Genomic DNA, 13,751 nt, shown 5'->3' with positions numbered 1-13,751 from the left:
AATTGGCCCGGTCCAAGCAATTTTTCACTTGACTTAACCGGGTTGAGGCGCGCCGACAAACTGCGTCACCCAATGCGGGGCGGCTTCTACGCCGAAGTACCCATACTGTCAAGTTTGGCACGGCTTTTGCGCAATTAGAGAATGTTTTCAAACCATTGCTCAACGCCGGTCAGACTGCCGCCGCACGCGCCCGGGCACGTTTTTCGCGGCGCCGCTGAACGGACGACGGAATGGACATCGCTTCGCGGTACTTGGCAACCGTCCGGCGGGCGATCTCGACGCCGGACTTCTTGAGCAAAAGCACCAGATCGTCATCCGACAGCACCGCTTCGGGGGTCTCCTGATCGACCAGAACCCGGATGCGGTGGCGCACTGATTCGGCAGAGTGGGCATCGCCGCCGGCCTCGGCCGAGGCGATGGAAACGGTAAAGAAATACTTCAGCTCGAAGACGCCGCGCGGCGTGATCATGTACTTGTTCGAGGTTACCCGGCTGACGGTGGATTCATGCATGCCGATGGCCTCGGCCACGGCCTTGAGGTTGAGCGGCCGCAAATGGTCGACGCCATGCAGCAGAAAGGCATCCTGCTGCCGGACGATCTCTGTGGCCACCTTCATGATCGTCCGCGCCCTCTGATCGAGCGAGCGGGCCAGCCAATTGGCCGTCTGCAGGCACTCGCTGAGAAACTCCTGGCCGGCGGCATTCTTCTGCATCTTGCCGGTGACGGTGGCAAAATAGGTCTGGTTGACCAGCACTCTTGGCAAGGTATCGGGGTTGAGTTCGACATTCCATCCGCCATCGGAGGCGGGTCGCACGGAGACGTCGGGAACGATCATCTCGCTCGATCCGGTCTCAAACCGGGTTCCGGGCTTCGGGTCCAGCCCACGGATCTCCGCCATCATGTCGAGCAGATCTTCCTCGTCGACGCCGCAAATCCGTGTCAGGGCGCTGAAATCACGGCGGGCAAGCAGTTCGAGATTGTCGACCAGCGCCGCCATCGCCGGGTCAAGCCGGTCCTTACGCGCCAGCTGCAAGCCAAGGCACTCGGACAGCGAGCGGGCGAACAGGCCGGCGGGCTCGAACTCCTGCAGCCGGGTCAGCACGGCCTCGACCTGCTCCGGATCGGCGCCCAGCCGCTCGACGGTTTCGGCCATGTCGCCAACCATGTATCCGGCGGCATCAAGCTGATCGGCAAGCTCGGTGGCGATCAGCCTTTCGGCGGGATCGGAAAAGGCGAAAGCAATCTGCTCGGTCACATGATCGCGCAGGGTCGGCGCACGGGCGGCGAAATCATCAAGATCATAGCCTTCGCCCGAATGACCGCCCTCGCTGCCGGGCATGGATTTCCAGTTGTCGATGAATTCGGGCTGGTCCACGCGTTCGGTGCCGTGATCGTCGGGAAAGACATTCTCATATCGGACATCGATCTCGGAGGTCATGCGCTCGGCCTGACTTTCAGCCGATCCGGCCCAGGCAGCATCCCCGCCGACGTCGTCGACTTCACCGACTGCGGCCTGCGCCACCGGCGGCTCGACTGGAGCTTCAGGGCCGGCTTCAGCCTGATCGTTGTCGGAGCTCACCAGTTCAAGCAGCGGATTGCGTTCCACCTCCTGCTCGATGAAGCGCGTCAGCTCGATATGACTGAACTGCAGCAGACGGATCGACTGCATCAGTTGTGGCGTCATGACCAGCGACTGGTTTTGACGCATTTGAAGACCGGCTGACAAGGCCATGGCGACGCGCTACTCCCGGCTCGGATCGCCGTCAGTCTGGAATTCAGCCGTGCCGTTTCCATTCTGTCCGGATTCGGGATGCCTGCATCGGCACCCCTTCGACCCATCTGGCCCGAAAATTGCTTTTTTATCTCTTCGGGTCAAGTCCGACCTGCGGACAGGGTAAAAATGCCTCCCGCCGGCAGCAAATTGCCCAAGGGAAGGCAGCACCGGGCTACGCAGCCGGGTTCAGGCCCGTCACAGGGAGAATTGCTCACCGAGGTAGAGCCGGCGCACATCGGGGTTGGCAACGATGTCCTGCGGCCGGCCATGGGTCAGCAGCACGCCTGCATTCATGATGTAGGCGCGGTCGATGAGACCCAGGGTCTCGCGCACATTGTGATCGGTGATCAGTACGCCGATGCCGCGGCGGGTGAGATGGCGGACAAGGTCCTGGATGTCGGAAACCGCGATCGGGTCGACACCGGCGAAGGGCTCGTCCAGCAGCATGAAGGTCGGGTCGGAGGCAAGTGCGCGGGCAATCTCCAGCCTGCGGCGCTCACCGCCGGACAAGGCGATGGAGGGTGACTTGCGCAGATGCGAGATGTGGAATTCCTCAAGCAGGCTGTCGAGCTTTTCCTCACGCTTGGCGCGATCCTTCTCCACCACTTCCAGCACGGCGCGGATATTGGCCTCGACGCTCAGGCCCCGGAAGATCGAGGCTTCCTGCGGCAGGTAACCGACGCCAAGCCGGGCACGGCGGTACATCGGCAGGCTGGAGACATCATGCCCGTCGATCTCGATCGATCCGGCGTCCACAGGGACCAGGCCGGTGATCATGTAGAAGCAGGTGGTCTTGCCGGCGCCGTTCGGCCCCAGCAGGCCCACCGCCTCGCCGCGGCGGACGCCGAGCGAGACACCGTCGACCACCCGACGCGACTTGTAGGACTTGGTCAGATTGCGGGCGATCAGCGTTCCGTCATAGCGCGCCTTGTCACCGGTCGTCTGGGCGACATCGGTGCCGGCTTCGCTTTCGCTGAATGATTTGAAGAGCGCGCGGATCACTGCTTGGGTCGCGATTTGGGGTCAAGCTGGATCATGACGCGGCGGCCGCAGCTGTCGAGCTTGGCCTGGCCGTTCTTCATCTGCACGGTGAGCTTGCAACCGATGAAGACGTTGTCGGCATCGGTGAGCACAACCTTTTCACCGGAGAGGACAAGCACCTCTTCAGCCATGTTGAAATTTCCGGTGTCGGCGGTGGCGGTCTGGGTGCCGGAACGGATCAGCACCTTCTTGTAGAGTTCGATCTCCCGAATGTCGGCCGAACCCGAGGCAACGGAACCGCCGCCCTTGGAATAGTTGACGATCATTTCGCCTGCCTGCAGCACGGTATCGCCCTGAACCACCTTGACGTTGCCGGTGAAGGTGGCCTGGCTGGTTTCCTCGTTGATCTTGAGCAGGTCGCTTTCGATCTGGATCGGCTCGTCGCTCGACAAGGCAAGGCCGGACATGCGGCTCTCGGTGGTCTGGGCCGAGGCGCCGCAAACGGGCAAAAGCGCGCCGGCCGCGATCATGACCGCAGCAATCCGCATGAAATGCAAAGGTGTTGTTGCCATGTCAGTTCGTCGCTCCATCCTTCGGCTTTATCGCCGAGGGGTTGATCGTCATGCGGACCTGGTCCTGAAAGATGATGACGCGGCCCTTATCTGTCATCTGCATGGATTGCGCAACCACGGAGGCTTCGCCCGAACTGATCGAGACCGGCGCATCCGAAATCATTCCGCCATTGGCCAGATCGATGCTGGCCGACTGCAATTGCGCCGACATGCCGCTCTCGCTGGTTACGGAGAAGGGCTTGTCGAACAGCAAGGTCTGCGCCGTCCTGTTGTAGGTGCCGCTGGCCGCGTTGAGAACGGCCTGATCACCATTGGATACAGGCAGGTCCGCGTAAATATCCTCGAGCGCGATGACATCCGGCGTGGTCAGATCCTGAATCGCCTGTGCCGCGCGCATGGTGTAGGGCCGCGCGCCCGGGCCCTGGCCGCTCATCACCGGGCTTTGCATGACAAGCTTTCCATCCTTGATCACCACGGACTCGATGCCGACGCCTTCAGGCACGAGATTGTCGAGCCATGACACCACGACGAAGGCCGCAACAATGAAGGCAGCGGCCAGCGGCAACAGGATCTTGAGCACCCTGACCAGCCTCGAGTGCGCCCGCGCGCGCTGATATTCGGCATGCGAACGCCCGGCATAACTGCCGTTATCCGGCATTTCAGATACTGTCGATGCTGTCATTCGTTCCTGCAGTCCTGATGGCTGTCAGCACCGGATAGGGCGCCGGTCCAGCATGGGCCCGTTGCTTGCCCGGGTGTCGGTTGCGGTCGGCTTCGCATGCCAATATGGTGATTTTACGAAGCAGTTGACAGAGATTGCCACGCCGCGCCGACAATGGCAAAAGCAAAGCTGATACATTGCTTATACGGGGCACCATCAAAGCTGCCGTACCTGTCTGCCCGCAACAGGCTTGCGAGCCAACCCACAATCGGAGGACCACGTGACCGACCCGGACATTCTTGCCGATCGACGCCGGATCCGGCGCAAGCTCAGTTTCTGGCGTTTCATGACCGTTGTGGTCGCAATCGCCCTGGTGGCAGGGCTGTTTGCGCGTTTCCAGGGGTCTGGCCGGAACAGCGACCACATCGCCCGGATCGACATCAGCGGCGTCATCACCGATGACCAGCCGCTGCTCGACCTGATCGCGGACGCCGCGGAAAACGACTCGGCAAAGGCGCTGGTGGTCTCCATCTCCTCGCCCGGCGGCACCACCTATGGCGGCGAACGCATTCACAAGGCGCTGGTCGAGGCCGGAAAATCGAAACCGGTGGTCGCCGACATTCACACGTTGGCGGCCTCGGCGGGCTACATGATCGCCGCATCGACAGATCATATCGTTGCCGGCGAAAGCTCGATCGTCGGCTCGATCGGGGTGATTTTCCAGTATGCGCAGGCCCGCGAACTGCTGGACAAGATCGGGGTGCGGCTCGAGGAAATCAAATCCTCGCCACTGAAGGCCGAACCCTCGCCGTTCCATGATGCCAGCGACGAGGCCAAGGCAATGATCCGGTCGATGGTGCTCGACAGCTATGACTGGTTTGTCGACCTGGTCGCCGCACGGCGCGAGATGGACCGCACGCAGGTGCTGGCGCTGGCCGATGGCTCGATCTTCACCGGCCGGCAGGCGCTGAAGAACGGGCTTGTCGACGCGCTTGGCGGCGAGGCGGAAATCCGCGCCTATCTGAAAAGCCGCGATGTCGACGACACGCTGGACTTCGTGGACTGGAAACGGCCGGACAAGACCGCGAACATGATCTTCGGCGCCCGCCTTGCGAGCATCGTGCAGCAGTTCCTGGGCCTGCCGGCATCTCTGTCGGGTGAAATCGACCGGCTGTCGGGCGGCAAGTTGTTCCTTGACGGCCTTGTGTCTGTTTGGCAGGTTGGCGGCCAGTCGGAGAGTTTCGAGTTGGGGCGAGGAAAATGATCAAATCGGAATTGGTTCAAGCGGTTGCGGCGCGCAACCCGCATCTCTATCACCGGGATGTCGAGAATATCGTCAATGCCATACTGGATGAGATCACGGACGCGCTTTCGGAGGGCAATCGTGTCGAATTGCGCGGATTTGGCGCATTTTCGGTGAAGAACCGTCCGCCGCGTTCCGGCCGCAACCCACGCACCGGCGAGCCGGTGTTCGTCGAAGAAAAGTGGGTGCCGTTCTTCAAGACCGGCAAGGAACTGCGCGAACGGCTCAATCCGGACGACAAGGGCTAGGGCCGGACGACAAGGACTAGGGCCGGACGACAAGAACCAGGACCCGGCGGCAAGGGCCGAGCTTGCACCGGCAACGGTACGGACCTATCTGATGCGGATCAGCCCGGCGGCCTGAACGGTGACGGTGTCATCGTGTTTGCCGCAACGGATTGCATGAACGACGTAAAGACCCGGGCAATCCCAGGGAATCCCGGGCTCTCACAAGACTGGATCAAGACATGATCAAGCGCATCATCGCATTGGCAATTTTCGTGCCCCTGGGCATCGTTCTCATCATGCTGTCGGTGGCCAACCGCCAGGCCGTGACGCTGGCGCTCAATCCGTTCGATCCGACGGACACCGTTCTGTCGGTGACCTTGCCGTTCTTCGTGTTCCTGTTCATAGCGCTGATCATCGGCATGATCATCGGTTCGCTGGCGACATGGTTCAAGCAGGGCAAGCACCGCAAGCAGGCACGCGTCAACGCCAATGAAGCGGTGAAATGGCACACCGAAGCAGACCGCGAAAAGGCCAAGGCGCAGCAGATCGCATCCGCCCTGCCCGCCCCGGACAAGCGGACGGCTGCCTGAGGCTGACGCGCGGCGTCGTAAAACCACCTAGTTCATTGACGGATCATGAATTGAGCCACGCGTTGTCTTCAGGATAGCGCCGATCTGCTCGAACAGTTTTCCTCGCGTGGTGGACGGGCGCCAGGCCAACACGACGCGACGGGGGCATGCGTCCGGCAAGGGCGAAATTGCCACGTCATGGCCGGTCAGCACGCCTGCGTCGATGGAAAGATCAGGCAGAAGCGTGATCCCCAGCCCCTCACTGACCATCGAAATCAAGGTCGCCAGGGAACTGGCGGCAAAGCTTTCATCCTGCTCGATGTCGAGATCTGGATAGGCCTCCAACGCATGGCGTTGCAGACAGTGGCCCTTTTCCAACAGCATGAGCCGGGTCCCCTGAAGTTCGGAGCCGTTGGCCGGACGCTGATCAAGCGTTCCGGCGCGCGTTGCCAAGTGATAGCCGTCATCGAACAGATGCATGGTCTCAAGCCCGGTCGCATCAAAAGGCTGGGCAAACAGCACTAGGTCAAGCAGGCCTGCATGCAGCCCTTCGAGCAATTGCTCGGTCATCGCCTCGCGCAGATAAAGGCGAAGGCCTGGGAAACTGTGGCGGATGACCGGCAAGGCTTTCGGGATGAGGAAGGGACCGATTGTCGGAATCGCGCCGAGACGGAGATCCCCCTCTTCCGGATTGGCCCCTGACATCGCCAGTTTCTCGATCTCACCCGCATCCAGCAACAGCGCTCGCGCCCGCAGCGTGATCTCCTGACCCAACGGGGTGAGCAGGACAGAGCGCTTGGTTCGCTCAATCAGGATCACACCCAGGCGGTTCTCCAACTCCTTGATCCCGGCGCTCAAGGTGGGTTGCGTGACATAGCAAGCCTCAGCGGCGCGCGAAAAATTCAACTCGTCGGCGACAGCGACTAGGAAACCAAGTTGGCGAAGTGTGATCGTCAAGCTCATTTATAGATTTTCTCTATTATTTTTCGAATTATTATTGATTTCTACAATTTAAAGCAAGCCGCTACTTATCGGTCATCAAATTCCAATCAAACAAAGGAGACACCGACATGACCGAAGCCAACCAAGTCCAGATGCCCCGGCTGAACGAACCGGCCCCGGCTTTTGATGCGCCGACCACCGACGGACGCAAGACACTTGAAGACTACAAGGGCAAATGGCTGGTGCTGTTTTCGCATCCGGCCGATTTCACACCGGTCTGCACGACCGAGTTCATTGCCTTTGCAAAGCGCCATGAAGACTTCAAGGCGCGCAACACCGAACTGCTGGGCCTGTCGATCGACAGCCACTACTCGCACATCGCCTGGATGCTCAACATCAAGGAGAAATTCGGCGTCGAGATCAAGTTTCCGATCATCGCCGACCTCAACATGAAGGTGGCGCAGTCCTACGGCATGATTCAGCCCGGCGCCTCTGACACTGCCGCGGTGCGCGCCACCTTCCTGATAGACCCCGACGGCGTGCTGCGTGCCATGGTCTATTACCCGATGAACGCAGGCCGGTCGGTGGCCGAAATCTACCGACTGCTGGTCGCGATGCAGACCGCGGACGAGAACAGCTGCGCGATGCCTGAAAACTGGGTCCCGGGCGATGCCGTTATCGTGCCGACACCGGCAACACCGGAGGCCGCGATGGCCCGCGCCGGCGAGGGATACAAGACCGTCGACTGGTATTTCTCAACTCGCGAGCTTTGAGCACTCTGCCGTGGCCTGCCTGGTGGGCCACGGCCATTCAGACCGAATTCACCGACATCCTGAAAGGACCCGAACCATGACAAATTCCCATATCGACAGCATGAGCCGCATCCTGGGGCGCACCTTCGGCCTCTACGTGCAAACCCATGGCTATCACTGGAACGTGGAAGGCCCACAATTCCGCCAATTCCACACCCTGTTCGAAGAGCAGTACCAGAACCTCTGGCAAGCACTCGACCCAGTTGCCGAACGCATCCGCGCGATGGACGCATATGCCCCGGGCTCGCTCACGGAACTGGTCGCGCTGGCCGGGGACGGCCCCGCACCAGTTCATTCCGCAACCGAGATGATGGACGCCCTGATCGTGGCACATGATGCAATGGCGGCAGACCTGCGCGAGGCTATCGTCCTTTCCCAGGAGGCTGGCGATGAACCATCGGCAGGCATGCTGACCGATCGCCTTGAGTGGCATGAACAGCAACTCTGGATGATGAAAGCCAGCCGCAAACAGGCCTGAATCGCAATCGCGAGCAATCCCGAACATGGCCGCAAGAGCCGTTGCAGAACGCGTGTTTTGCAACGGCTTGTGTTCATATGCGGATACGCCCTGTTACCGGCCGTTCACCCCGCCTCATCCTTGGCCTTGACGAGAACAGGCTTTGCTTTCCAAATCAGTGGACATGCTCGTGTCCGTGGCTCTGCAATGCGCCCGGATCCTCGCCGGAGCGGTATTCCTTCCAGGCCTGCACGAGAATGAGCTGGGCCGAGCGCAGGAACAGGCCGGCCATCATGAGGGCGACGATGAGGTCGGGCCATGCCGATGCGGTGAGCCAGACAGCCGCACTTGCGATCATGACGGCGACGTTGCCAATGGCATCGTTGCGCGAGCAGAGCCAGACCGAGCGCACGTTGGCATCACCATCCTTGTAGCGCATCAGCAAGAACACGCTGGCCAGATTTGCTGCCAGCGCCAGCAGGCCGATCGAGCCCATGATCTCGGCCCGGGGCACGCCGAGAATGAGGATCTGGTAGACGGTAGACCCGAACACCCACAGGCCCATCGCCAGCAGGCTGACGCCCTTCAACAGTGCGGCGGTGGAGCGGACCTTGATGCTCATGCCGATCACGGCGAGGCTTAGACCATAGGTGAGCGCATCTCCGAGAAAATCGAGCGCATCGGCCTGCAAGGCTTGAGAACCCGCCAGTTTGCCCGCCGACATTTCGACAAGGAACATGGCGGCGTTGATGAGGATCACCGTCCACAAGACGCGTTTGTAGGAAGCATCCATGCCGTCAAACCGGGGGTTTCCGGAGCATCCACAGGCTTGGGTTTCCGTGCCGCATGCGGGGACGTCCAATGAGGGGCTGTCTGTCATTTCATGTTCCTTGCCTTACAGTCGGCAGGAAATATAATCCCTCTAGCAGCTATAGCTTCAAGAGGTGTTTTCGATGTTTTCCATCGGCGAGCTTTCCAAACGCACCGGCGTGAAAATCCCGACCATTCGCTACTACGAGCAAATGGGATTGATTGATGCGCCGGAACGCTCCGGCGGCAACCAGCGCCGCTATTCGCAAGACGGGCTGAAACGCCTTTCGTTCATCCGCCACTCCCGCGCCCTGGGTTTTTCGATCGAGGATATCAAAGGCTTGCTGGAGCTCAGCCAGCACCCCGAAAAACCGTGCCACGATGCGCACAACCTGGCGGCACGCCGGCTCGAGGATGTCCGGGCAAGAATTGCCAAGCTCAGGCGTCTGGAACGGGAGTTGAAACGTATTTCAGATTGTGATGCGAACACCGTAGCCCATTGCGCGGTGATCGAGACGCTGGCGGATCACAGTTTATGCGAGACGGATCACTGAGCGGGAAGCCGGGTTGGAACGCCATGCGGCCTCCCGCCGAGAGGTAATCAACCTCAAATTTGGTTGCTGCTCAGTCTATCCGCAGTTTTGGGCGTTGCCGCGAAGCATATATTCGGCAAATATCCTGCAACAAAACCAGCTCCATCCTTGCGGGCTGGAAACGTTAGAGCATGCGATCAGGATATCTAACAGTGCGCATCTTCAGAGCATTTCTTCGTTTCTTTTTTACACCACCAAGGCCACCACGTACTCCGCGCCGAAGACCACGAAACCAGTACTCTGGTTGGCGATTTGAAGGTTCCTGGACTTCCAGAGAACAGAAGGTGCCGAGCAACAATCTCTGCACAAAGGTCTTGCAAGGCAAGTGCTACGTCATTGACGGTGACACGATTGTAATTCGCAACACCCGCATTCGTTTAGCAGGAATTGACGCCCCGGAACTTGATCAGCCCTGGGGGAAATCCGCCAAATTTGCGATGATCGCCTTGTGCAAAGGCAAGGTGATTACTGCCGAGGTGCAGGAGGGAGAAAGTTATGATCGTATCGTTGCAAAATGCTTCCTTCCGGACGGCACTGACCTTTCGGCAGCTTTGGTCGAACAGGGGCTGGCGCTGGATTGGGCAAAATTCTCGGGCGGTGCCTACCGACATCTTGAGCCCGCCGGAATCAGAAAGAAGTTGTGGCGCGTTGCTGCGAAACACCAAGGCCGGCTGCACTCTCCCAACTCCCGATGTTAGGGCAACCTGACCTTAGAGCAGTCCCCCAAGGCTGCATGACATGCAGATCCCGAACCTCAGCTCTCCGATGGCAACCACATCTACCACGCGCCTCCGCTTCATTTCATCCCCGCGGCGCCCTGCCCTTACACCCCGGCGGCCTTGGCGCTGACCACCTCGTTGAACTTGGTGAAAAACTGGCCGGCGAGTTTCTTCGAGGTTGAATCGATCAGACGGGAGCCGAGCTGGGCGATCTTGCCGCCGACCTGCGCGTTGACAACGTAGCTCAGCACGGTTTCGGCGCCATCCTCGACGAGCTTCACATCGGCACCGCCCTTGGCGAAACCGGCGATGCCGCCCTTGCCTTCGCCGGCGATGGTGTAACTCTCGGGCGCATTGATGTTTTCGAGCGTCACTTCTCCGGAAAACTTGGCCGAAACCGGGCCGATCTTGATCTTCACGGTCGCCGACATTTCCGTGTCGGAGCTTTTCTCCAATTCCTGGCAGCCCGGAATGCATTCGCGCAGCACGTCAGGATCATTGAGTGCCTCCCAGACAAGCTGACGCGGAGCAGCAATGCGTTCTTCGCCGTTCATTTCCATTGGATACGTTCCTCCTTGAATGCTGCCCTATCTATGCAAAGCGAAAACGGCTTTGCCAAGTGCATATCGGATTGCTATGTCCAATCTCTCATGAAATCGCCGGGTCACGGCTCCGCCGGGAACCTGACCACGCACATAAACTGGACATTTCGGACTTTGGCGGACAAGCGCACCCAAAAGCCACGACGCGGCGGCTCCACCAAGCCCGGAGAAGCCAGGCCGAAGGCCGGCAGGCCCGGAAGTGGCAAGCCTCGTGATGACAGGCCCAGGGACGGCAAGCCAAGGGCAAAGCCGGCCCATGCCGGACCGCATGCGGACAAGCACACGAGATCCGACAGAAAACCTGCTGACCGGCAGACGCCGGACCGCAAGGCCGAGGCGCAGCCGCAAACGCCGCTCAGGCCGCTCAACAGGCGCCACGGCGCGCTGCCGCAACAGACCGCGCCGCTGATCCTGGAGACCGGAAACGAGGATGGCTACCAGCTTCTCGACATGGGGCTGAACGAGGCCGGCCAGGGCGAGAAGCTCGAGCAATATGGCAGCCTGCGCATCGTGCGTCCGGAAGCGCAGGCGCTGTGGGGCCGCGGATTGCCGGATTCGGAATGGAACAAGGCGGACGCGGTGTTCACCGGCGATACCGACGAGGATGGCATCGGCCGCTGGGCGTTTCCAGCCGTGCCCTTGGGCGAAACCTGGCCGATGAAGCTGCTCGGCGTCGATTTTCATGGCCGGCTGACCTCGTTCAGGCATGTCGGGGTGTTTCCCGAGCAGATTGCCCACTGGCGCTGGATGGCAGACCGGATCACCGAGGCCCGACGACCGCTGAAGGTGCTCAACCTGTTCGGCTATACCGGGGTTGCCTCGCTGGTCGCGGCCAAGGCCGGGGCCGAGGTCACCCATGTCGACGCTTCGAAAAAGGCGATCGGCTGGGCGCGGGAAAACCAGGCACTGGCGCGGCTTGATGACAAGCCGATCCGCTGGATTTGCGAGGATGCGATGAAATTCATCGCGCGCGAGGAACGCCGCGGCAACACATACGACATCATCCTCACCGATCCGCCGAAATTCGGCCGCGGGCCGAATGGCGAAGTCTGGCATCTGTTCGAGCATCTGCCGCTGATGCTCGACATCTGCCGCGAATTGATGAGCGACAAGCCGGTCGGGCTGGTGCTGACCGCCTACTCGATCCGGGCCTCGTTCTACGCAACGCACGAATTGATGCGCGAAACCATGCGCGGCGCCGGCGGCCGGGTGGAATCGGGCGAACTGATCATCCGCGAGAGCGGCAAGCCCGACCCTGACGAGTGCCGGGCGCTGTCGACCTCGCTTTATTCCAGGTGGCTGCCGAAATGAGTGACGACAACAATCCGGGAAGCGGCACGGCAAGGGTCGGACAGGTCAAGGAGATCACCAGCCTTTCCAATCCGGTGATCAAGGACATCCGCGCGCTGTCGATGAAGAAGCACCGCGACGAGACCGGTACGTTTCTCGCCGAAGGGCTGAAGCTGGTGATCGACGCAATCGACCTCGGCTGGGCCATCCGGACGCTGATCTACGCCAAGAACCAGCGCGGCAAGGAACAGGTCGAGAAGATCGCGGCGCTGACGGTGGCACGTGGAGGGCTGGTGCTGGAAGTCAGCGAAAAGGTGCTGACCGCGATCACGCGGCGTGACAATCCGCAGGCGGTTATTGCGGTCTTCGACCAGAAACTGGCGCCGCTTGGCGGCATAACGCCGACCAGGGACGACACCTGGATTGCGCTCGACCGGGTCCGCGATCCGGGCAACCTGGGCACCATCATCCGCACTGCCGACGCTGCCGGCGCATCTGGCGTGATCCTGATCGGCGAAACGGTCGATCCGTTCTCGATGGAAACCGTGCGCGCCACCATGGGATCGGTGTTCGCGGTTCCTCTGGTGCGGGCCACGGAATCCGAGTTCCTGAGCTGGTCGAAGAAATCCTCCGCGCTGGTGGTTGGCAGTCACCTCAAGGGCAGCGTCGACTACCGGACCATCGGCTACAAGGGCCAGCCGGTGGTGCTGCTGATGGGCAATGAGCAACAAGGCCTGCCCGATACGCTGGCCAAGGCCTGTGGCAAGCTTGCCCGCATCCCGCAGACCGGCCGGGCGGATTCGCTCAACCTGGCGATTGCCACCGGGGTGATGCTGTTCGAGGCGCGCAGGCACCTGCTCGAACTTGGCGAGCCCGGCGCATGAACCAGAGCCTGCCCAAACCATCCGCGCTGAGCCGGATCATCCCCATGGCCTGGCTTGTCGGCGGCGCCGTGGCGCTGGACCAGGGAATCAAGTGGCTGGTCGAAACGCGGCTGCCGTTTCACGAACTGGTACCGGTAATGCCGATGTTCGCGCTCTACCGGACCTGGAACGAGGGGATCGCGTTTTCGATGCTGGGCGGATTGCCCGATACGGCGCTGCTGGCGCTGACGGCGCTGGTGATCGTGTTCGTGCTTTACCTGTGGTGGCGCACACCGGCAGGGCGCGGCATTGCCCACCTGGGCTATGCGCTGATCATCGGCGGGGCGCTCGGCAACCTGATCGACCGGGCGGTCTATGGCCATGTGGTCGACTATATCCTGTTTCACACCGAGAACTGGTCGTTTGCGGTCTTCAACCTGGCCGACAGCTTCATCAGCATCGGTGCAGGCCTGATCGTGCTCGACGAGGTGATTGCAACCGTGAACGAGCGGAAAAAGCCAACCTGAAAATCCACCCCGCGTGCGGCCCTTGATCTTGAGGGCCGGGCGGGCCAGT

The 13,751-nt window shown here is 60.9% G+C and carries 16 protein-coding genes and 1 pseudogene; 10 read left to right on the top strand and 7 right to left on the bottom strand.

Annotated elements, in window-relative coordinates; genetic code table 11:
• Nucleotides 1-169 precede the first annotated feature (169 nt).
• The 4 genes and pseudogenes from rpoN to lptC form a co-directional block, all read right to left on the bottom strand.
• The gene (gene rpoN / locus WNY80_RS21375; RefSeq protein WP_342889437.1) at nucleotides 170-1,732 is read right to left on the bottom strand and encodes an RNA polymerase factor sigma-54; all 1,563 of its coding nucleotides are present in this window, start codon (nucleotides 1,730-1,732) and stop codon (nucleotides 170-172) included.
• A gap of 237 nt (nucleotides 1,733-1,969) precedes the next feature.
• Nucleotides 1,970-2,707 (bottom strand): annotated as a pseudogene (gene lptB / locus WNY80_RS21370) (LPS export ABC transporter ATP-binding protein); the annotation flags it as partial.
• A 65-nt stretch (nucleotides 2,708-2,772) separates the two neighbouring features.
• A complete protein-coding gene (locus WNY80_RS21365) occupies nucleotides 2,773-3,303 on the bottom strand; it encodes an LptA/OstA family protein (protein ID WP_342889481.1) in 531 nt (176 codons plus the stop codon).
• A 25-nt stretch (nucleotides 3,304-3,328) separates the two neighbouring features.
• A complete protein-coding gene (gene lptC / locus WNY80_RS21360; protein WP_342889436.1) occupies nucleotides 3,329-4,009 on the bottom strand; it encodes an LPS export ABC transporter periplasmic protein LptC in 681 nt (226 codons plus the stop codon).
• Nucleotides 4,010-4,268: 259 nt separating this feature from the next.
• Between lptC and sppA the strand changes: the two genes are divergently transcribed.
• The 3 genes from sppA to WNY80_RS21345 all read left to right on the top strand — a co-directional run bounded on the left by sppA (nucleotide 4,269) and on the right by WNY80_RS21345 (nucleotide 6,108).
• Complete coding sequence (gene sppA, locus WNY80_RS21355; RefSeq protein WP_342889435.1) at nucleotides 4,269-5,252, top strand: signal peptide peptidase SppA; 984 nt, start codon at nucleotides 4,269-4,271, stop codon at nucleotides 5,250-5,252.
• Nucleotides 5,249-5,539 carry an integration host factor subunit beta gene (locus WNY80_RS21350; protein ID WP_342889434.1) on the top strand — a complete coding sequence of 97 codons (291 nt, stop codon included), beginning with the start codon at nucleotides 5,249-5,251 and terminating at the stop codon, nucleotides 5,537-5,539. Before sppA ends, WNY80_RS21350 begins: the two co-directional genes overlap by 4 nt.
• 218 nt (nucleotides 5,540-5,757) lie before the next feature.
• Nucleotides 5,758-6,108, top strand: coding sequence for a LapA family protein (locus tag WNY80_RS21345; RefSeq protein WP_342889433.1), 351 nt, complete (start codon nucleotides 5,758-5,760; stop codon nucleotides 6,106-6,108).
• A gap of 27 nt (nucleotides 6,109-6,135) precedes the next feature.
• Here the strand turns inward: WNY80_RS21345 and WNY80_RS21340 are convergent, their stop codons facing one another.
• The gene (locus WNY80_RS21340; RefSeq protein WP_342889432.1) at nucleotides 6,136-7,050 is read right to left on the bottom strand and encodes a LysR substrate-binding domain-containing protein; all 915 of its coding nucleotides are present in this window, start codon (nucleotides 7,048-7,050) and stop codon (nucleotides 6,136-6,138) included.
• A 107-nt stretch (nucleotides 7,051-7,157) separates the two neighbouring features.
• On the opposite strand from WNY80_RS21340, the gene WNY80_RS21335 reads away from it, so the two are divergent.
• Nucleotides 7,158-7,802, top strand: a complete 645-nt coding sequence (locus tag WNY80_RS21335) for a peroxiredoxin (RefSeq protein ID WP_342889431.1) — start codon at nucleotides 7,158-7,160, stop codon at nucleotides 7,800-7,802.
• Nucleotides 7,803-7,878: 76 nt separating this feature from the next.
• Nucleotides 7,879-8,319 (top strand): DNA starvation/stationary phase protection protein, encoded by a 441-nt coding sequence (locus WNY80_RS21330; protein WP_342889430.1) that lies wholly within the window; start codon nucleotides 7,879-7,881, stop codon nucleotides 8,317-8,319.
• 154 nt (nucleotides 8,320-8,473) lie between these two features.
• Here WNY80_RS21330 and WNY80_RS21325 read toward each other — a convergent pair whose 3' ends face one another.
• Entirely contained in the window at nucleotides 8,474-9,178 is a 705-nt protein-coding gene (locus tag WNY80_RS21325; protein ID WP_342889429.1) for a cation transporter, read from the bottom strand.
• 73 nt (nucleotides 9,179-9,251) lie between these two features.
• Between WNY80_RS21325 and WNY80_RS21320 the strand changes: the two genes are divergently transcribed.
• A complete protein-coding gene (locus tag WNY80_RS21320) occupies nucleotides 9,252-9,662 on the top strand; it encodes a helix-turn-helix domain-containing protein (RefSeq protein ID WP_342889428.1) in 411 nt (136 codons plus the stop codon).
• Nucleotides 9,663-9,985: 323 nt separating this feature from the next.
• Nucleotides 9,986-10,399 carry a thermonuclease family protein gene (locus WNY80_RS21315; RefSeq protein ID WP_342889427.1) on the top strand — a complete coding sequence of 138 codons (414 nt, stop codon included), beginning with the start codon at nucleotides 9,986-9,988 and terminating at the stop codon, nucleotides 10,397-10,399.
• A gap of 125 nt (nucleotides 10,400-10,524) precedes the next feature.
• On the opposite strand, the gene WNY80_RS21310 is transcribed toward WNY80_RS21315, so the two are convergent.
• On the bottom strand, nucleotides 10,525-10,980 hold the full coding sequence (locus WNY80_RS21310; RefSeq protein ID WP_342889426.1) for a carbon monoxide dehydrogenase subunit G: 456 nt from the start codon (nucleotides 10,978-10,980) through the stop codon (nucleotides 10,525-10,527).
• 156 nt (nucleotides 10,981-11,136) lie between these two features.
• On the opposite strand from WNY80_RS21310, the gene WNY80_RS21305 reads away from it, so the two are divergent.
• The 3 genes from WNY80_RS21305 to lspA are packed head-to-tail and all read left to right on the top strand — an operon-like array spanning nucleotide 11,137 to nucleotide 13,702.
• The gene (locus tag WNY80_RS21305; RefSeq protein WP_342889425.1) at nucleotides 11,137-12,333 is read left to right on the top strand and encodes a class I SAM-dependent methyltransferase; all 1,197 of its coding nucleotides are present in this window, start codon (nucleotides 11,137-11,139) and stop codon (nucleotides 12,331-12,333) included.
• Nucleotides 12,330-13,196 carry an RNA methyltransferase gene (locus WNY80_RS21300; protein ID WP_342889424.1) on the top strand — a complete coding sequence of 289 codons (867 nt, stop codon included), beginning with the start codon at nucleotides 12,330-12,332 and terminating at the stop codon, nucleotides 13,194-13,196. Before WNY80_RS21305 ends, WNY80_RS21300 begins: the two co-directional genes overlap by 4 nt.
• On the top strand, nucleotides 13,193-13,702 hold the full coding sequence (gene lspA / locus WNY80_RS21295; protein ID WP_342889423.1) for a signal peptidase II: 510 nt from the start codon (nucleotides 13,193-13,195) through the stop codon (nucleotides 13,700-13,702). Before WNY80_RS21300 ends, lspA begins: the two co-directional genes overlap by 4 nt.
• The last annotated feature ends 49 nt before the right edge of the window (nucleotides 13,703-13,751 follow it).

The sequence above is a fragment of the Hoeflea sp. AS16 genome (genome assembly GCF_038900095.1).
Lineage (GTDB): Bacteria > Pseudomonadota > Alphaproteobacteria > Rhizobiales > Rhizobiaceae > Hoeflea.
This window is presented reverse-complemented; position numbering and strand designations above follow the sequence as displayed.

Excerpts from the sequence above, each read along its gene's own strand:
- WNY80_RS21310 (WP_342889426.1), bottom strand. The coding sequence starts at position 10,980 with ATGGAAATGAACGGCGAAGAACGCATTGCTGCTCCGCGTCAGCTTGTC.
- WNY80_RS21320 (WP_342889428.1), top strand. The coding sequence starts at position 9,252 with ATGTTTTCCATCGGCGAGCTTTCCAAACGCACCGGCGTGAAAATCCCG.
- WNY80_RS21325 (WP_342889429.1), bottom strand. The coding sequence starts at position 9,178 with ATGACAGACAGCCCCTCATTGGACGTCCCCGCATGCGGCACGGAAACC.
- WNY80_RS21350 (WP_342889434.1), top strand. The coding sequence starts at position 5,249 with ATGATCAAATCGGAATTGGTTCAAGCGGTTGCGGCGCGCAACCCGCAT.
- WNY80_RS21340 (WP_342889432.1), bottom strand. The coding sequence starts at position 7,050 with ATGAGCTTGACGATCACACTTCGCCAACTTGGTTTCCTAGTCGCTGTC.
- WNY80_RS21330 (WP_342889430.1), top strand. The coding sequence starts at position 7,879 with ATGACAAATTCCCATATCGACAGCATGAGCCGCATCCTGGGGCGCACC.
- WNY80_RS21345 (WP_342889433.1), top strand. The coding sequence starts at position 5,758 with ATGATCAAGCGCATCATCGCATTGGCAATTTTCGTGCCCCTGGGCATC.
- lspA (WP_342889423.1), top strand. The coding sequence starts at position 13,193 with ATGAACCAGAGCCTGCCCAAACCATCCGCGCTGAGCCGGATCATCCCC.
- WNY80_RS21365 (WP_342889481.1), bottom strand. The coding sequence starts at position 3,303 with ATGCGGATTGCTGCGGTCATGATCGCGGCCGGCGCGCTTTTGCCCGTT.
- WNY80_RS21335 (WP_342889431.1), top strand. The coding sequence starts at position 7,158 with ATGACCGAAGCCAACCAAGTCCAGATGCCCCGGCTGAACGAACCGGCC.
- WNY80_RS21300 (WP_342889424.1), top strand. The coding sequence starts at position 12,330 with ATGAGTGACGACAACAATCCGGGAAGCGGCACGGCAAGGGTCGGACAG.
- rpoN (WP_342889437.1), bottom strand. The coding sequence starts at position 1,732 with ATGGCCTTGTCAGCCGGTCTTCAAATGCGTCAAAACCAGTCGCTGGTC.
- lptC (WP_342889436.1), bottom strand. The coding sequence starts at position 4,009 with ATGACAGCATCGACAGTATCTGAAATGCCGGATAACGGCAGTTATGCC.